This is a genomic window from Nocardioides sp. Z35_8 (assembly GCF_059621125.1).
The window spans coordinates 77,642-93,606 of the sequence record NZ_JCAQIE010000001.1 but is presented as its reverse complement, the minus strand read 5'-3'; the positions used below and the strand labels follow the sequence as shown (position 1 = coordinate 93,606).

Sequence of the window (15,965 nt, the reverse complement as noted above, 5' to 3'; positions counted from 1 at the left end):
GCAGGGCAGGACTGGGGATGCGGGTCACACGACCTTGCCGGGGTTGAGGAGGCCGAGCGGGTCGAACGCTTCCTTGACCCGCCGCTGCAGGCGCAGCCCGACGCTGCCGATCTCCTGCTCGAGCCACGGCCTCTTCAAGGTCCCGACGCCGTGCTCGCCGGTGATGGTCCCCCCGAGCTCGAGCGCGAGCTGCATGATCGCGCCGAACGCGGCCTCGGCCCGGGCTGCGGACGCGGCATCGCCGCGGTCGAAGACCACGTGGGGGTGCATGTTGACGTCACCGATGTGTCCGGGGCACAGGATCCGGACGTCGTGCTCGGCGGCGATCCCGGCGATGCCGTCGAGCAGGTCGACGAGCCTGGCCCGCGGCACGGCGACGTCGTCGACGAAGCTCGCCCCGACGTGCTCGACCGCGGGGTTGATCATCCGGCGCGCGGCGAGCAGCATCTCCGACTCCTCCGCGTCGCTCGCGACGGCGACGTCGGTGGCGCCGAGCCGCTCGCACAGCTCGCCCATGGCCGTGACGTCGTCGGCGGCCAGCGGCCCGCGGTCGGACTGCAGCAGCAGCATGGCCTGCGCCGACTCCGACAGGCCCATGTCCCGGTAGGCCTGGATGGCGGCGATGGAGGGGCCGTCGAGGAACTCGAGCAGGGAGGGCCGGATGCCCGACGACATGATCTGCATGGCGGCCTCGAGCGCAGGTGGCACCGCGTCGAAGAGCGCGACCATCGTCAGCGCGTCCTCGGGAGCCGGTCGCAGCGACACGGTGGCCTGGGTGATCACGCCGAGCGTCCCCTCCGAGCCCACCAGCAGCTTGGTCAGCTCGTAGCCGGCCACACCCTTCACCGTGCGCCGGCCCGTGCGGATGACCTCACCGTCGGCGAGCACGACCTCGAGGCCGCGCACGAAGTCGCCGGTGACGCCGTACTTCACGCAGCACAGGCCGCCGGCGTTCGTGGCGATGTTGCCGCCGATCGTCGACTCCTCCCACGACGACGGGTCGGGCGGGTAGTAGAGCCCGGCGTCGAGGGCAGCACGCGACAGGACCGCGTTGACGACACCGGGCTCGACGACGGCGACCTGGTCGAGCGGGTCGATCTCGACGATCGCGTCCATCCGGGCCAGCGAGAGCAACAGGCAGCCGTCCACGGCGTTCGCGCCACCGGAGAGGCCGGTGCGCGCTCCCTGCGGGACGACGGGCACGCGGTGTCGGGTCGCCCACCGCATGACGACCTGCACCTGCTCGGTCGTCCGTGGCCGCACCAGGGCCAGCGGCGTCCCGGCCGGGCACAGGTCCGCGCGGTCGCGGCGATGGTTCTCGACGGTCACCGGTTCGACGACCACCACGTCGGCGGGCAGCGCCGCCATCAGCTCGTCGAGCGCCGCGCCGCTCATCGGGCGTCGTCCCACGGAAGGGCGAGGAGGTACTCGTCTCGCAGCCGCTGGTAGATCCGGCCGTTCTCGCGCAGGCCCTCGACCTTCTCCTCGTCGAGCTCGCCGCGCACCTTGGCCGGGACACCCGCGAGGAGGGACCGCGGAGGTGTCTCCCGGCCCTCGAGCACGACTGCTCCCGCGGCGAGGAGCGACTCGGAGCCGACCCGCGCCCCGTTGAGCACCCGCGAGCCCATGCCGACCACGACGTCCTCGCCGATCGAGCATCCGTGCAGCACGACGCCGTGGCCGACCGAGGTGTTGCGGCCCACGGAGAGGTGCAACCCGTCGTCGGTGTGGAGGACGGAGTTGTCCTGGATGTTGGCGTCCGGTCCGACCTCGATCGTGCCCTCCTCCGCGCGGAGGACGGAGCCGAACCAGATGCTGGCTCCGGCGCGCACCGTCACGCGGCCCACGAGCACCGCGGTGGGCGCGATCCAGGCGCCCGGCTCGACCACGGGCGCCACGCCGCGCAGCGTCACCAGCAGCGGACCGCCCCTCATGCGCGGGTCCCGGTGACGGCGGGGGCGGTGGGGTGCTCGACGAGGTCGGGGGCCAGCTCGGCCAGCAGCCGCAGGACGAGCTCGGCCCGGCGGACCCGCTCCCGGCCCAGGTCCACCGCCACGCGGGCGAGGTGTGCCCCGACGGGGTAGATGTGGGGGGCGTTGCGCACCCCCAGCTTGAGGTAGACCGGCGCGGCCACCCGCACGACCTCGGCCACCTCGTACATCCGGACGCTGCCGCCCTGGTCGTCGGGGACCTCGAGGTACATGTCGATGGGTGCGGTCGTCGCCGCCCGGATCTCGGCGAGCTGCGCGATGGTGAGGTCGGTGGACACGTTGAGGCTCGTGGCGCCCGCCCGCTCGTAGAGCGCCGCCGTGGGTCCGTTGCCCAGCGGCATCAGCACCGAGGTCTTGAGGACCAGGTCGGCCGGGAGGTCGCCGGCGGCCTTCATCCGGCCGAGCAGCTCGAGGACGCCGAGGTCACCGACGAGCAGGCTGCGCACGCCCAGGTCGCAGGCGCGGACGGCGTCGGCCAGCGAGGCGCCGACCGCCGCGTTGCCGCGGGCGGCGCCACCGACGGCGGCCGAGACCTTGGCCTGCGCGCCGGTGTCCCAGGCGCCGCGCGGACCGAGGAAGAGGCAGACCTCGACGTCGTGGTCGCGGGCGAGCTCCACCATCGCGGTGATCTCATCGTCGGTGAGCATCATGATGCCGCTGCCCTGGGAGATGCGGTCGATGGGGACCCCGCGGGTGGTGGCCTCCTCCAGCACCGCCGCCATCACGGCCGGCCCTTCACAGCTCGGGATCTCGATGCGGTACCGGCGCCCGTCGGGGAACCGGCCCGCCGACTCCGGCTCGCCGGTCACCACCGGGTGCCCGAGGCCGGCCACCAGCGTCCTGATCTGGTCCAAGGTCATGCGTTGCTCCCTGAGGGGTCGTCGAGCTCGATCGTGGCGGCGCCGGTCGTCGTGATGTCGCCGTCGCCGTTGCGTGTCCAGAGCGAGAGCTCGACCGTGGAGCCCTCCCGCCGAGTCACTTCGCCGCCGCAGGCCACCGCCTGGTCGCGGAAGTCCATCCCGCGGTAGGAGACCTCGAACGAGGTGACCCGGCCCCGGCCTGCGAACCAGTCGTCGACGAGCTGTCCGAGCCATGCCGCCTTCAGCAGCCCGTGGACGGACAGCTCGGGGTGGCCGCGCTCGTGCGCGAAGGGCAGGTCGTAGTGCATCTCGTAGAAGTCACCGCTGGACCCGGCGTACTGGACGAGGGTGCGCAGCGAGGCGGTGTGGGCGCGTTCGAAGCGCTCGGGCGTGGCGTCGGTCATCGGCGGATCCTCGTCCCGATGTGGCGGACGGCGACCGTGTCGTCCGGGCGGACGAACTCGGTCTCGAAGGTGAGCACGGCCAACGTCCCGCTGCGGCCGTGCTTCTCGCTCACGGCCGTGAAGGTCAGGCGAGAGCGCAGCTCGTCCCCGAGGGTGAGCCGCGGCCCGGCGTACTCGAAGCGGTCACCGCCGTTGATCCAGCCGAGCCCGTAGGCCTCGGCCGCCGGCATCGGCGGGGGCTCGGACAGGAAGCAGGCGCAGATCGTCAACGGGACGTCGGTGCCTTGTGGGTCCAGGCCGAGGGTGCGGCGGTAGTCGGCGAGGTGTCGTCGTTCGATCACGTCGACGCGCTGGGGACCCTGCCAGCCCACGGCCTCGCGGAGCCGGGTCAGCGCGGGACTGTCCGTGTCCGCCCCCGCGGGCCTGCCGGCCGCCATCACGCGCCCTGCCCGGGAGCGTCGTCCGGCGTGTCCTGAGCGTCCTGAGCGGACGACTCCAGCTGCGCGCGGACCTCTGCGAACCAGGCCTCCGACTGGGGCGAGTTGCCGCCGAGGTGCTCCTCGGCATCGAGGAGGAAGGTGCGCTGGCCGTGGTCGCGGAGCACCTCGAGCAACCCGTCGCGGTCCCCGGCCACCGCGAGGTCGAGCAGGGGTCGGTGTCGGACGGCATCCTCCGCGATGGACTCCAGGCCGGACCGCGCGCGCCGGTTCATCGCCATGCAGAGCTGCATCTGCAACGACAGGGACCGGTAGGTCTCCTCGATCCGACTGTGGCCCGCCAGCCCCACGAGGGCGAGGTGGAACGCGAACGCGTGCCTGGTGTGCTCCTCCTGGTCGACGCCGGTGGTGGCCTCGAGGTCGGCGTAGGCGGCGCGCAGCCGGTCCAGACGGCTCTGCTCCACCACGGGGACGCCGAGCTGGACGGCGAGCGTCTCGAGCTCGGCGCGCAGGGTGTAGATCTCGTAGATGTCGTGGGCCGTGAGCGGCCTGACGATCGCACCGCGCCGGGGCGCCTGCACGATCAGACCCTCCTGCTCGAGCACGGACATCGCCTCCCGCAGGGGCGAGCGACTGACGCCCAGCTGGGCGGTCAGGGTGTTCTCCGGGAGTCGGTCGCCGGGCAGCAGCTCACCGCTGAGGATCATGGAGCGGAGCGCCTCGGCGGCGAGCACGGACATCGTGGGTGGCGCGGCGATGCGCCGTTCGGCGCCCGCAGGTTCCTGGTGTGGACTCATGACTCACCCTCTCGCACGATCCGGTCGGCACGGCGGTTCGACCGTGTGCCGCAGCCCGGCCGCGACGGTCGCGGCAGTGCGGCATTTCACATGAATTCCCTTGTGATGCTTGCCACAGCGGCTGATGTTCTGTAGACAGTATTCCGTCGCGGGTCGACAAGGCAAGGCCTCTCGCGGGCCGGGTCGGACACCCGGACGCCAGGATTCCGCCGCTTCCAGAAGAGATCGGACAGCCGATGACCACCCCCGCATCACCACCCACCACGAAGGGATCCGGGCCGCTCGACGGCATCGTGGTCCTCGAGGTGGGGGCATTCATGGCTGCCCCGTTCGCCACGATGCACCTCGCCGACCTCGGTGCCCGGGTGCTGAAGGTGGAGAACCCGGCCACGGGCGGCGACCCGGTGCGTGCCACCGGCCCCTTCGTCGCCGGTGAGAGCTCCCCGTTCGCCCGGCTCAACCGCAACAAGGAGTCGGTCGGCCTCGACCTGAAGCATCCCGACGGGCTGGCGGCGTTCCGCCGGCTGGTCGAGGGCGCGGACGTCCTGGTGGAGAACCTGCGGCCGGGCACGATGCAGCGGCTCGGTCTCGGCTACGACGAGCTGCGACAGCTCAACCCGCGCCTCATCTATGCCTCCGCCTCGGGCTGGGGGCAGGACGGACCCCTGGCCATGCTGCCGGGGCTCGACATCATGGCGCAGGCCCGCGGCGGGCTGATGAGCATCACCGGGACCGCCGACGGTGACCCGGTGAAGATCGGGGTCCCGATCTGCGACCTCGTCTGCGCGATGTACGTCTCGATGGCCGTGCTCGCCGCCCTCCGGCAGCGCGACATCGACGGCGAGGGCCAGCACCTCGACGTCTCGCTCCTCGAGGCCGGCGTCTCGTTCGCGATCTGGGAGGCGGGCAAGTACTTCGCGACCGGCGAGGTCGGCGCCCCGCTGGGGTCGGCCCACCAGAGCACCGCCCCCTACCAGGCCGTACGCACGTCCGACGGCCACGTCACGGTCGGCGCGGTCACTCCCAAGACCTGGGACGCCTTCTGCCGCGCACTCGACCTCGGCGCGCTGCTCGAGGACGAGCGCTACGCGAGCGCGTCCGACCGGCACGCCCACCGACCCACCCTCATCCCGTCCATCGAGGCCGTCACCGCCACCCTCGCCACCGACGAGGTCATCGAGCGGCTCGACGCGGCGGGCGTGCCCTGCGCGCCGATCGCGAACTACGAGCAGGTCTTCAACGACGACCACCTCAACCAGCGCGGCTACTTCTGGGACGCCGAGCACCCGGTCATGGGATCGGTCCGGCAGCTCGGGTCACCCATGCGGATGTCCCGGACGCCGGCACGGCGCGACAACGCCGGGCCCCTCCTGGGCCAGGACACCCGCGCCGCGCTCGAGGAGGTGGGGGGGTTCTCGGCCAGCGAGGTCACCGCACTGGCCGAGGCGGGCGTGGTCGTCGACCCCATGCGCCCCGGCCCCCCGCCGCACCGCCCGGCCGGCTCGCCGCAGCCGCCGACCGACTGATGCCCCACACGCACCGACCTTCCCGCACCAACGCCCAGACCCACACGAGGAGAACGACCCGATGACAGAGCTTGCCCCCGGCACCGAAGGCGTCCTGGTGCGCACCGTCGAGATGCAGCACACCACCCGGCGCGGCCGCTTCGACATCTTCTCCACCCCCAACCTGGTGCTCCTCCTCGAGGAGGCCGCGATCGAGGCGCTCGCGCCCTACCTGCGCGACGACCAGGCCAGCGTGGGCACCAAGGTCGAGGTCGCACACACCGCGGCCACGCTGCTCGGGCAGAAGGTGACGGCGACAGCCACTGTCACCGAGGTCGACCGCCGTCGCGTCGTCTTCTCGATCAAGGTCGTCGACGACCTCGAGGAGATCGGCACGGGGACGCACGAGCGCTTCATCGTCGACGTGCCCGGTTTCGAGGACCGGCTCGCGCAGAAGTCCACCCGACTCGGCTGAACAACACCCCACCCTCTCAGCGTCACCCATTGAAGGAGCTCCACGTGAAGCGCACCATCCGTACGACCTTTGCGGCCGCCGCCGTGCTCAGCCTGCTCACCGCCTGCGGCGGAGGCGGCGCCAGTGACGCCGACGGGGAGTTCACCCTCGACGGAGACGTCACCATGCTCATCCCGTTCGCCGCCGGCGGCGGCAGCGACCTCGCCGGCCGGGCCACGGCCGCCGCCATGGAGGCGGCCAACGACGACCTCAACATCAACGTGGAGAACCGCGACGGAGGCTCGGGCGCCGTCGGGTACGCCCAGCTCCAGGGTCAGTCCGGCAACGAGCAGTACCTCCTCGCCTCGGAGACCGCGCTGCTCGCGCTGCCGCTCAGCGGCGTCGTCAAGTGGACCTACGAGGACTTCACCCCGATCATGAAGATCGCCGACGACTTCACGCTGATGGTGACCCGTGCAGACGCTCCCTACGAGACCTGCGCCGATGTCGTCGACGCGGCCAAGAGCGACCGGATCGTGGCCGGGATCAGCGGGGCCACCGGCCTCGACAACGTCGTGTTCACCCTGACCGAGCAGCAGACCGACGTCGAGTTCGACCGGGTCTCGTTCGAGTCCGGCGGAGAGCTCACCGCCGCGCTGCTGGGCAAGCAGATCGACATCGCCTCCCTCAACCCGGGCGAGGTGATCGGGCAGCTCGAGTCCGGCGACATCAAGGCCCTGTGCGCCTACGCCGACGAGCGCTACGAGTACGACGAGCTGAAGGACATCCCGACCGCGAGCGAGCAGGGCATCGACGTGTCGTTCGCGCAGTTCCGCGGCGTGCTCGCCCCGGGGGACATCAGTGACGCGGCCAAGGACTACTGGGTCGAGCAGATGGAGGCGGCCATCGAGACCGACGAGTACACCACCTACATCGAGGACAACTTCCTCCAGGCCAACGCCGCCGGTGGCGACGAGTTCTCCACCTACCTCGAGGAGAACAGCTCCCAGCTGGCAGAGGTCATGGGCGAGTGAGCGCTCCAGCACGCCGGATCGCGGTCGAGGAGGCCGTCGCGTACGGCTTCCTCACCGCGATCGGCGGCTACGCCACGTTGACCGCGTTCGACTACCCCGCCTTCACCGAGGGCAACCGGATCGGACCGGGCCTCCTGCCGGCCGTCTTCGGCGGTCTCATCACGCTGATCTCGGCCGGGCTGCTCGTCTCGACGTTGACCGGACACCGGACTCGGCACGACCACGGCCTGGCCGAGGTCGCCCAGTCGGTGGCTCCGGACAGCCTTCCCGCGTCCGGGCCGGCAGCCGACACCGGGTCCGACGTCGAGAGTGCCGACAGTGGCGTCGACATCTTCGGTCGGACGGCGGCGCAACGGATGCGACAGCTGCAGATCGTGACCGTGGCGTTGGTGGTCGCACTCCTGCTCGTCCCCGTGGTCGGCCTCCTGGGCGCCCTGGGGCTGTTCAGCCTCTTCGCCTCGATCGTGGTCGAGCGCCGTCCCTGGCTCTCGTCGGTCATCATCTCGGCGGTGTCCGTGCTGGTGATCTACCTCGTGTTCTCGGTCGTCCTCAACGTTCCCCTCCCAGCCGGCGCTATCGGGATAGGTGGTTAGCAGATGCTCGACAACCTCATGCTGGGCTTCCAGACGGCGCTGACCCCCGAGAACCTGCTCTGGTGCTTCGTCGGGGTCTTCATGGGCACCGTGATCGGCGTCCTCCCCGGACTGGGATCCACCACGGGCGTCGCCGTGCTGCTGCCCCTGACTCTCGCCTTCGAGCCGGTCACGGCGGTGATCATGCTCGCCGGCATCTACTACGGCTCGCAGTACGGCGGCACCATCACGTCCGTCCTCATCTCCACACCGGGCGAGGCGGCGAGCGTGGTGACCACGCTCGACGGCTACCAGATGGCGAAACAGGGACGCGCCGGAGCAGCGCTGGCCATCGCGGCCATCGGCTCGTTCGTCGCGGCGATCATCTCGCTCGTGCTGCTCATCCTGCTGGCTCCGCCGTTCGCCCAGTGGGCGTTGAAGTTCGGCCCGCCGGAGATGATGGCCGTGATGGTCCTCGGCCTCGCGACGATCATCAGCTTCGCCGGCGACAACCGCCTGCTCGGCCTGCTCATGGCGCTCGTCGGACTCCTCATCGCCTGCGTCGGCGTCGACACCGGCAGCGGCACCGCCCGCTACACGTTCGACTCCATCTACCTGCTCTCGGGCATCCCGTTCGTGGAGGTGATGATCGGTCTCTTCGCGGTCGGCGAGGTGTTGAACCAGATCCATGAAGGAGCCGCGCGGCCCATCCGGGCGGGCTTCAGGGAGCTGATGATCACGAAGGCCGACCTGCTGCGGTCCCGTGGCGCCATCCTCCGCGGCAGCTTCCTTGGCTTCGCGTTCGGCGTCCTGCCGGGTGCCGGCTCGACGCTCGCCTCGTTCATGGCCTACGGCATCGAGAAGAACGTGTCGAAGAACAAGGCCGAGTTCGGCAAGGGCGCGATCGAGGGCGTCGCCGCCCCTGAGGCCGCCAACAACGCCGCGGCGAACGCCAACTTCGTGCCGACGCTGACCCTCGGCATCCCCGGCGGTGCCACGACTGCCGTGCTGCTCGGTGCGTTCCTGATGAACGGCATCCGGCCCGGGCCGCTGCTCTTCGACGAGCAGCCCGAGCTGGTGTGGGGCCTGATCGCCTCGTTCTTCATCGGCAACGTGATCCTGCTGCTGCTCAACCTGCCCCTGGCGCCGGTCTTCGCGCAGATCCTGCGCGTGCCCTACGGGTACATGTACCCGCTGATCCTGCTCACCAGCTTCATCGGCGCGTACTCCGTCACCAACAGCATGTTCAGCGTCTGGGTCGTGCTGATCTTCGGGATCGTCGGCTACTTCATGAAGCGGCTGGACCTGCCGATGGCGCCGCTGGTGCTCGGCCTGGTGCTCGGCCCGCTGTTCGAGAAGGCGCTGGTGCAGACCTCCGCCATGGGTGACGGCAGCCTCGCCATCATCTTCGAGCGGCCGATCGTCATGGTCGTCCTCGGCCTGGCACTGCTCCAGGTGGTCGCGCCGGCCATCTTCTCCCGTCTGCTCCGTGGCCGCCGCGCGGCGGCCACCGAATCCGTCCAGTGACCCCGGAGGTACCCCCCGACATGAACGACGCCCCGCAGCTGCTCGTCGAGCAGGACGGCCCCGTCCTCACCGTCACGTTCAACCGCCCGCGCCAGCGCAACGCGATGACGTGGGAGATGTACGAAGGACTGTTCGACGCGTGCGAGCGCGCCGACGCCGACGCCGAGATCAGGGTCATGGTGCTGCGCAGCAGCAGCGACAAGGCCTTCATCGCCGGCACCGACATCAGCCAGTTCGCCGACTTCACCGAGGGTGAGCAGGGCGTCGCCTACGAGGAGAAGATCGCTCGCATCACCAACCGGCTGGAGGACGTGGACGTCCCGACCGTGGCGGCCATCCAGGGCTTCTGCGTCGGTGGTGGCCTCGGCCTGGCGAGCGTCTGCGACCTCCGGATCGCCACCCCCTCGGCGCGGTTCGGGCTGCCCATCGCCCGGACGCTCGGCAACTGCCTGTCGATGAACAACTACTCGATCCTGATCCAGCAGGTGGGTCCGTCGGTGGCCCTCGACCTGTTGCTGCGGGCGCGGCTGCTCACGGGCGAGGAGGCGCACGCCTCGGGATTCGTGGCCGAGCTGTGCGGCGAGGACGAGCTGTCCTCTGCGACCGACGGCGTGGTGCAGACCCTGCTCGGTCACGCCCCGATCTCGATGTGGGCGGCCAAGGAGGCGGTCCGCCGGTTCCGCCGGATGACCATCCCGGAGGGCGACGACATCGTCGCGCGCGCCTTCGCCAGCGAGGACTTCCGCCGTGCCGTCGCGGCCTTCGCCGCCAAGGAGCAGGTCGAGTGGCAGGGCCGATGACGACCGAGGTCGCCGGCCCGCTGGCCGGCACCGTGGTGCTCGACCTGTCCCGGGCGCTCGCCGGTCCACATGCGGCGATGATGCTCGCCGACATGGGGGCCCGGGTGATCAAGGTGGAGACGGCGACCGGTGACGACTCCCGAGGCTGGGGGCCGCCGTTCGTCGGGCCGGAGGACGACCCGGTGTCGACCTACTACCTCTCGGCCAACCGCAACAAGGAGTCCGTCCGCCTCGACCTCAAGACCCCGACCGACAGCGCGACGCTGGCGGCGTTGGTGGCCAAGGCCGACGTGCTCATCGAGAACTTCCGTCCCGGCGTGCTCGACCGGCTCGGGTTCCCGGTCACCCGCCTGGCCGAGATCAACCCACGACTCGTCGTGCTGTCCATCAGCGGGTTCGGGCACGACGGTCCGGAGGGTGGCCGCGCGGGCTACGACCAGATCGCCCAGGGTGAGGGCGGGCTCATGTCCCTCACCGGGCCGGACCCGCAGCACCCCACCAAGGTCGGCGTACCCATCGCGGACCTGCTGGCCGGGATGAACGGCGCGTTCGGCGTCGCGACCGCCCTCGCCGCGCGGGAGCGGACCGGACGCGGCACCGTGGTCCGGACCTCGCTGCTGGCGGCCATCGTGAGCGTCCATGCCTTCCAGGGGACCCGGTGGACCGTGGCGGGTGAGGTGCCGCAGGCCAGTGGCAACCACCACCCGGCGATCGCGCCGTACGGGTCGTTCCGGGCGGCCGACGGCATGATCCAGGCCGCTGTCGGCAACGACCAGCAGTGGCGCGTGTTCGCGGGCTGCCTCGGCCTGGACCCGGACGACCCGCGCTTCACCACCTCGCGGCTCCGCGTCGACCACCGCCCGGAGCTGATCGAGGCGATCGAGGAACGGCTCGCCACAGCGCCGGCGGACACCTGGCTGGCCCGCCTCGACGAAGCGGGCGTCCCGGCGGGCCGGATCCGCACGATCGACCAGGTCTACGAATGGGACCAGACGATCAGCCAGGGCCTGGTGGTCGAGGTGGACCACCCCACGCTCGGACCCGTCCGGCTGCCCGGGCCCCCGCTCCGCTTCGAGAGCCCCGAGGGGGAGCCGGCGGGCCGGACCAGCCACAGCCCGCCCCCGCTGCTCGGCGAGCACGACGACGCGATCCGCGCCTGGGCCGCCGAGAGCTCCTCGGTCGGCCAGTGACGGACGGACCTCTCCCATGCACCTGATCCGCTACGCCGAGCGCGCCACGTGGCGCGAGCGCGTCGGCGTCCTCGTCGACGACGACGTGCTGCCGCTGCCCGACGTCTCGGGCTTCGCCGAGCTGCTCCGGCGCCCGGTGGCCGAGATCCAGAGCCTGGTCACCCGACCGCCGGCCGGCGAGGCCTGCTCGCGTGACGACGTCCTGCTGCTCCCGCCGGTCGACGGCCGCATGGAGGTGTGGGCCGCGGGGGTGACCTACGAGCGCTCGATGGATGCCCGGATCGAGGAGACCACCGCGTCCCAGGACGTCTACGCGCGGGTCTACGACGCCGAGCGGCCGGAGCTGTTCTTCAAGGCCCCCGGCTGGCGCACGGTCACCGACGGTGAGCCGATCGGCGTCCGGCCCGACGCCACTCTCACCGTGCCCGAGCCCGAGCTCGCGATGCTCGTCACGGCCGGCGGCGAGATCCTGGGCTACACGATCTGTGACGACGTCTCGTCGCGCGACATCGAGGGCGACAACCCGCTCTACCTGCCGCAGGCGAAGATGTATGACGGCTCGTGCGCGATCGGGGCGCTCGTCCGGCCGGCCTGGGAGGTGCCCGATGCCCACGCGCTGGGGATCCGCCTCGTCGTCCGGCGAGACGGCCGCACGCTGCTGGACGAACGCACGAGCACCGCGCGCATGCACCGTCGGCTCGACGACCTGGTCCTCCACCTGGGCCGGGCCCTCGCGCTCCCGGACGGGGCGGTGCTCGCGACCGGCACCGGCATCGTCCCGGACCTCGACTTCACGCTCCGTCCCGGGGACCTCGTCGAGATCACGATCGACGAGATCGGCACCCTCAGCAACCCGACGGCCCCGTCCTCCACGATCCAGTGGCTCTCGTCGGCCGCCGACGACCCCTCACGCAGGGAGGCGCTGAGCCGCACCGGACGTGGTGGCGACGACGCTTCTCGGATGCACTGAACGCTTGACGACACGCGACGCACGATGACCGAGGAGACCAGCATGACCATGGCCCCGCCTTTCGGCACGACCGGCGCTGCCTCGGCGCAGGCGCCCCTGGCCCCGGGGGAGGACGCCGCGCAGGCAGCCGTGCTGCGCTCGATCTCGCAGCGCGTGCTGTGGCTCTCCGCCGCCATCGTCGACGCGGCCAACCGCGGTCGGCCCAACAGCAGCGGCGTGAAGGTCGGCGGGCACCAGTCATCCTCGGCGTCCATCGTCGACATCATGGTCGCGCTGTGGTTCCACACCCTCGGTCCCGCCGACCGGGTCTCGGTGAAGCCCCACGCCTCCCCGGTCCTGCACGCCATCAACTACCTGCTCGGCGACCTCGACCCGGCCTACCTGACGACGCTGCGGTCGAAGGGCGGCCTGCAGAGCTACCCGAGCCGGCTCAAGGACCCCGACACCGTCGACTTCTCGACCGGATCGGTCGGCATCGGCGCCACCGCCGCGTTGTGGGCGGCCGTGTCCCATCGCTACGCGCGCTCACACTTCCCGGACACGCCCGCGGCAGGCCGCTTCGTCAGCCTCCTCGGGGACGCGGAGCTCGATGAGGGCGCCATCTGGGAGGCCGTCGCCGACCCCCAGGTCGCCTCGCTCGGAGAGCTGCTGTGGGTCGTCGACCTCAACCGCCAGTCGCTCGACCGGATCGTGCCCGACATCCAGATCGAGCGGTTGCACGGCATGTTCGCCGCCGCCGGGTGGCAGGTCGTCACCCTGAAGTGGGGTCGGTTCATCTCCGAGCTCTTCGAGCGTCCCGGGGGACAGGAGCTGCGACAGCGACTCGAGGCGATGCCGAACGAGGAGTACCAGCGGATGCTGCGCGTCCCGGACACCGGCGTCGCCGAGCGCATCCTCGCCGCGCAGGAGTCGCCGGCACTGCGCGACCTCGTCGAGAGCCTGAGCCCCGAGGACCTCGCTCACGCCGTCCGAGATCTCGGCGGGCACGACCTGTCGCTGCTCGTCGACACGTTCGACGGTGCCGACGACCACCGCCCCACGGTGGTCTTCGCCTACACGATCAAGGGCCGCGGGCTGGCGACCGAGGGCCACCCCAACAACCACTCCGCCCTGCTGACCGAGCCGCAGATGCGGCAGCTCGCCGAGGCCTGCGGCACCGACCTCGCCGACCCCTGGGCGACCTTCCCCAGCACCTCCGACGCCGGCCGCCTGTGCGCCCGGCGTGCCGACGAGCTGCGCCGCCCCGCGCTGGCCAGCACCCCCGCGATCGCTGTGCCGACCTCGCTGGGGCACCCGCACCGCAAGCCGGTCTCCACCCAGGCGGCGCTGGGACGCCTGCTCGCCGACCTCGTCCGCGACGCCCCCGACGTCGCCGCCCGGATGGTGACCTGCAGCCCGGACGTCGCCTCGTCCACCAACCTGGGCGGGTGGATCAACAAGACCGGCGTGTGGTCCGTGCGGGAGCGCCATGACTGGTTCGCCGACGACCGCGAGCGCGTGCTGCGGTGGTCCGAGAGCGAGGCCGGACAGCACATCGAGCTCGGCATCGCGGAAGTGAACCTCGTCGGACTCCTCGGCGAGCTGGGCACCACGTGGTCGCGCTGGGGCGAGCGACTCATCCCGATCGCCACGATCTACGACCCCTTCGTCAGCCGCGCGCTCGAGCCGTGGTCCTACGGGATCTATGCCGGCGGGCAGTCCATCCTCGTCGGCACTCCCTCGGGAGTCACGCTCGCGCCGGAGGGCGGGGCGCACCAGTCCATCACCACGCCTTCCATCGGCCTGGAGCAGCCCGGCTGCATCGCCTGGGAGCCGGCGTTCGCCTCCGACCTGGAGTGGACGTTCCTCCACGCCGCCAGCCGGGTCGGCATCCCCGGCGGGACCTCGTCCTACTTCCGCCTCTCCACCAGGCCGCTCGACCCGGCGCTCGCCCGGCTGCCCGAGGAGCCGTCGCTCCTCGAGCGCCGCCGACGCCAGGCCATCGCGGGCGGCTACCGCCTCAGCGCGCACCCCGCCGGTCGCGACGACGTCACCCTGGTGGGCGTGGGTGCGATGATGCCCGAGGTCATCGCGGCAGCCGAGGTGCTGGCCGACAGTGGGGTCACCGCCGGCCTCGTGTGCCTGACCAGTCCGGACCTGGTCTTCAGGTCCTTCCAGCAGCACGGTGTCCGCGAGGCGGGCGACGGCGACATCGTCGGGGAGATCTTCCCGGCGCACGCCCCGGCACCGCTGGTCACGGTCCAGGACGGCCACCCCCACACCCTGTCGTTCCTCGCCGGGGTGCGTGGCGACCGCATCCGTTGCCTGGGTGTGACGGACTTCGGCCAGTCGAGCAGCCTGGCCGAGGCGTACGCCCTGCACCAGATCGACACGTCGGACATCGTGGACGCGGCCCTCGGCATCGTCGGCAGGTAGGGCCGACGCGGCGTCGCCTCCGCAGCTCGCCGCCCCCGCCGTGGTCGGCGTCAGCGCGTGACGTCCCGGTCGACCTCGCCGTCGACGTAGCACCACCGGCCGGCCCGGCGCTCGAACCGGCTCACCTCGTGCACCTGCCCGCCCTCGTAGGTCGCGACGAACTCGACGGTGTCGCCCTCGGCGGCCACGACCCGCAGGCCGGTCCACCGCGTGCCGGGGTCGGGACGGACGTCGTCGGGGCGGGTGCGCGGGTGCCAGGTGCGGAAGAGGTGGTCGGCGTCGCCGGTGACGAAGGCGGTGTAGCGCGAGCGCATGAGCTGCTCCGGCGTCGCCGCCTGGGCGACGTTGGCGAGCAGCGGACCGCAGCAGGCGTCGTAGGTCGCTCCGGACCCGCAGGGGCAGGGGGTGGACAGCACGCCGCGAGGATATCGACATCGTTTGACTTGCGGTGTAATCATGTAATGCATGAAGAACGATGAGAGCCGTCGCGGTCGCCGCGGCGGGTGGCAGGTCGCGGACCTGCCGGACGCCTCCGACGCGTCCGAGTGGTTCCACGGGCGGCTGCCCGAGGCATGGTTCAGCGCGGTCGACGTCACCGTCGACCGCGAGGAGGTCCTCGTCGTCGGCACCCTGTCCGGTGCCGACGACCTCAGCGGTGCCGAGGCGGAGGGCCGCATCGGCCGCTTCCGCGCCGAGACGAAGGAAGAGCGCATCGAGATCGCGCGCGAGGCCCAGGCCCGCTACCAGCGCAAGGTGTCGTGGGGGGTGCGGATCGGCGACACCGAGGCGCTCTTCACCCACGTCGCCGCGCCGGTGATGACCCGGCTGCGCCAGCCGGAGCGGCGCGTGCTCGACACGCTCGTCGACGCCGGCGTCGCCCGGTCCCGCTCCGACGCGCTCGCGTGGTCGGTGCGGCTCGTCGGCGAGCACGCCGAGGAGTGGCTCGAGCAGCTGCGCGACGCGATGGCCGAGGTCGACAAGCTGCGCGGCGAGGGACCGGTGCTCTGAG

At 71.5% G+C, this 15,965-nt stretch carries 17 protein-coding genes; 10 read left to right on the top strand and 7 right to left on the bottom strand.

Annotated elements, in window-relative coordinates:
• Positions 1–24: 24 nt before the first annotated feature.
• The 6 genes from AC54T2_RS00440 to AC54T2_RS00415 are packed head-to-tail and all read right to left on the bottom strand — an operon-like array spanning position 25 to position 4,489.
• Positions 25–1,395, bottom strand: coding sequence for an FAD-binding oxidoreductase (locus tag AC54T2_RS00440; RefSeq protein WP_186342724.1), 1,371 nt, complete (start codon positions 1,393–1,395; stop codon positions 25–27).
• The gene (locus AC54T2_RS00435; RefSeq protein WP_496665216.1) at positions 1,392–1,934 is read right to left on the bottom strand and encodes a gamma carbonic anhydrase family protein; all 543 of its coding nucleotides are present in this window, start codon (positions 1,932–1,934) and stop codon (positions 1,392–1,394) included. Before AC54T2_RS00435 ends, AC54T2_RS00440 begins: the two co-directional genes overlap by 4 nt.
• Entirely contained in the window at positions 1,931–2,851 is a 921-nt protein-coding gene (locus AC54T2_RS00430) for a U32 family peptidase (RefSeq protein WP_186342726.1), read from the bottom strand. The genes AC54T2_RS00435 and AC54T2_RS00430 overlap by 4 nt, the downstream gene beginning before the upstream one ends.
• A complete protein-coding gene (locus AC54T2_RS00425) occupies positions 2,848–3,255 on the bottom strand; it encodes a MaoC/PaaZ C-terminal domain-containing protein (protein WP_186342727.1) in 408 nt (135 codons plus the stop codon). Before AC54T2_RS00425 ends, AC54T2_RS00430 begins: the two co-directional genes overlap by 4 nt.
• Positions 3,252–3,692, bottom strand: coding sequence for an FAS1-like dehydratase domain-containing protein (locus AC54T2_RS00420; protein ID WP_496665215.1), 441 nt, complete (start codon positions 3,690–3,692; stop codon positions 3,252–3,254). Before AC54T2_RS00420 ends, AC54T2_RS00425 begins: the two co-directional genes overlap by 4 nt.
• On the bottom strand, positions 3,692–4,489 hold the full coding sequence (locus AC54T2_RS00415; protein WP_496665214.1) for a GntR family transcriptional regulator: 798 nt from the start codon (positions 4,487–4,489) through the stop codon (positions 3,692–3,694). The genes AC54T2_RS00420 and AC54T2_RS00415 overlap by 1 nt, the downstream gene beginning before the upstream one ends.
• Before the next feature lie 236 nt (positions 4,490–4,725).
• Here AC54T2_RS00415 and AC54T2_RS00410 point away from each other — a divergent pair, with 236 nt between their 5' ends.
• The 9 genes from AC54T2_RS00410 (at position 4,726) to AC54T2_RS00370 (ending at position 14,956) form a co-directional block, all read left to right on the top strand.
• Complete coding sequence (locus AC54T2_RS00410) at positions 4,726–6,015, top strand: CaiB/BaiF CoA transferase family protein (RefSeq protein ID WP_496665213.1); 1,290 nt, start codon at positions 4,726–4,728, stop codon at positions 6,013–6,015.
• 61 nt (positions 6,016–6,076) lie between these two features.
• Positions 6,077–6,469 carry a thioesterase, FlK family gene (locus tag AC54T2_RS00405; RefSeq protein WP_489975059.1) on the top strand — a complete coding sequence of 131 codons (393 nt, stop codon included), beginning with the start codon at positions 6,077–6,079 and terminating at the stop codon, positions 6,467–6,469.
• A 44-nt stretch (positions 6,470–6,513) separates the two neighbouring features.
• Complete coding sequence (locus AC54T2_RS00400) at positions 6,514–7,482, top strand: tripartite tricarboxylate transporter substrate binding protein (RefSeq protein ID WP_496665212.1); 969 nt, start codon at positions 6,514–6,516, stop codon at positions 7,480–7,482.
• Positions 7,479–8,075 (top strand): tripartite tricarboxylate transporter TctB family protein, encoded by a 597-nt coding sequence (locus AC54T2_RS00395; protein WP_186342732.1) that lies wholly within the window; start codon positions 7,479–7,481, stop codon positions 8,073–8,075. The genes AC54T2_RS00400 and AC54T2_RS00395 overlap by 4 nt, the downstream gene beginning before the upstream one ends.
• Positions 8,076–8,078: 3 nt before the next feature.
• The gene (locus tag AC54T2_RS00390; RefSeq protein WP_186342733.1) at positions 8,079–9,581 is read left to right on the top strand and encodes a tripartite tricarboxylate transporter permease; all 1,503 of its coding nucleotides are present in this window, start codon (positions 8,079–8,081) and stop codon (positions 9,579–9,581) included.
• Between the two features lie 20 nt (positions 9,582–9,601).
• Positions 9,602–10,381, top strand: a complete 780-nt coding sequence (locus AC54T2_RS00385) for an enoyl-CoA hydratase (protein WP_496665211.1) — start codon at positions 9,602–9,604, stop codon at positions 10,379–10,381.
• Positions 10,378–11,571, top strand: a complete 1,194-nt coding sequence (locus AC54T2_RS00380) for a CoA transferase (RefSeq protein ID WP_489975057.1) — start codon at positions 10,378–10,380, stop codon at positions 11,569–11,571. The genes AC54T2_RS00385 and AC54T2_RS00380 overlap by 4 nt, the downstream gene beginning before the upstream one ends.
• A gap of 16 nt (positions 11,572–11,587) precedes the next feature.
• Complete coding sequence (locus tag AC54T2_RS00375) at positions 11,588–12,541, top strand: fumarylacetoacetate hydrolase family protein (RefSeq protein ID WP_496665210.1); 954 nt, start codon at positions 11,588–11,590, stop codon at positions 12,539–12,541.
• A gap of 42 nt (positions 12,542–12,583) precedes the next feature.
• On the top strand, positions 12,584–14,956 hold the full coding sequence (locus AC54T2_RS00370; protein ID WP_496665209.1) for a thiamine pyrophosphate-binding protein: 2,373 nt from the start codon (positions 12,584–12,586) through the stop codon (positions 14,954–14,956).
• 50 nt (positions 14,957–15,006) lie between these two features.
• Here the strand turns inward: AC54T2_RS00370 and AC54T2_RS00365 are convergent, their stop codons facing one another.
• Positions 15,007–15,369 (bottom strand): YchJ family protein, encoded by a 363-nt coding sequence (locus AC54T2_RS00365; RefSeq protein ID WP_496666245.1) that lies wholly within the window; start codon positions 15,367–15,369, stop codon positions 15,007–15,009.
• Positions 15,370–15,421: 52 nt separating this feature from the next.
• On the opposite strand from AC54T2_RS00365, the gene abmR reads away from it, so the two are divergent.
• Entirely contained in the window at positions 15,422–15,964 is a 543-nt protein-coding gene (abmR, locus tag AC54T2_RS00360; RefSeq protein ID WP_186342738.1) for an ATP-binding transcription factor AbmR, read from the top strand.
• Position 15,965: the final 1 nt, after the last annotated feature.

Excerpts from the sequence above, each read along its gene's own strand:
- AC54T2_RS00440 (WP_186342724.1), bottom strand. The coding sequence starts at position 1,395 with ATGAGCGGCGCGGCGCTCGACGAGCTGATGGCGGCGCTGCCCGCCGAC.
- AC54T2_RS00435 (WP_496665216.1), bottom strand. The coding sequence starts at position 1,934 with ATGAGGGGCGGTCCGCTGCTGGTGACGCTGCGCGGCGTGGCGCCCGTG.
- AC54T2_RS00430 (WP_186342726.1), bottom strand. The coding sequence starts at position 2,851 with ATGACCTTGGACCAGATCAGGACGCTGGTGGCCGGCCTCGGGCACCCG.
- AC54T2_RS00425 (WP_186342727.1), bottom strand. The coding sequence starts at position 3,255 with ATGACCGACGCCACGCCCGAGCGCTTCGAACGCGCCCACACCGCCTCG.
- AC54T2_RS00420 (WP_496665215.1), bottom strand. The coding sequence starts at position 3,692 with ATGGCGGCCGGCAGGCCCGCGGGGGCGGACACGGACAGTCCCGCGCTG.
- AC54T2_RS00415 (WP_496665214.1), bottom strand. The coding sequence starts at position 4,489 with ATGAGTCCACACCAGGAACCTGCGGGCGCCGAACGGCGCATCGCCGCG.
- AC54T2_RS00410 (WP_496665213.1), top strand. The coding sequence starts at position 4,726 with ATGACCACCCCCGCATCACCACCCACCACGAAGGGATCCGGGCCGCTC.
- AC54T2_RS00405 (WP_489975059.1), top strand. The coding sequence starts at position 6,077 with ATGACAGAGCTTGCCCCCGGCACCGAAGGCGTCCTGGTGCGCACCGTC.
- AC54T2_RS00390 (WP_186342733.1), top strand. The coding sequence starts at position 8,079 with ATGCTCGACAACCTCATGCTGGGCTTCCAGACGGCGCTGACCCCCGAG.
- AC54T2_RS00385 (WP_496665211.1), top strand. The coding sequence starts at position 9,602 with ATGAACGACGCCCCGCAGCTGCTCGTCGAGCAGGACGGCCCCGTCCTC.
- AC54T2_RS00380 (WP_489975057.1), top strand. The coding sequence starts at position 10,378 with ATGACGACCGAGGTCGCCGGCCCGCTGGCCGGCACCGTGGTGCTCGAC.
- AC54T2_RS00375 (WP_496665210.1), top strand. The coding sequence starts at position 11,588 with ATGCACCTGATCCGCTACGCCGAGCGCGCCACGTGGCGCGAGCGCGTC.
- AC54T2_RS00370 (WP_496665209.1), top strand. The coding sequence starts at position 12,584 with ATGACCATGGCCCCGCCTTTCGGCACGACCGGCGCTGCCTCGGCGCAG.
- abmR (WP_186342738.1), top strand. The coding sequence starts at position 15,422 with ATGAAGAACGATGAGAGCCGTCGCGGTCGCCGCGGCGGGTGGCAGGTC.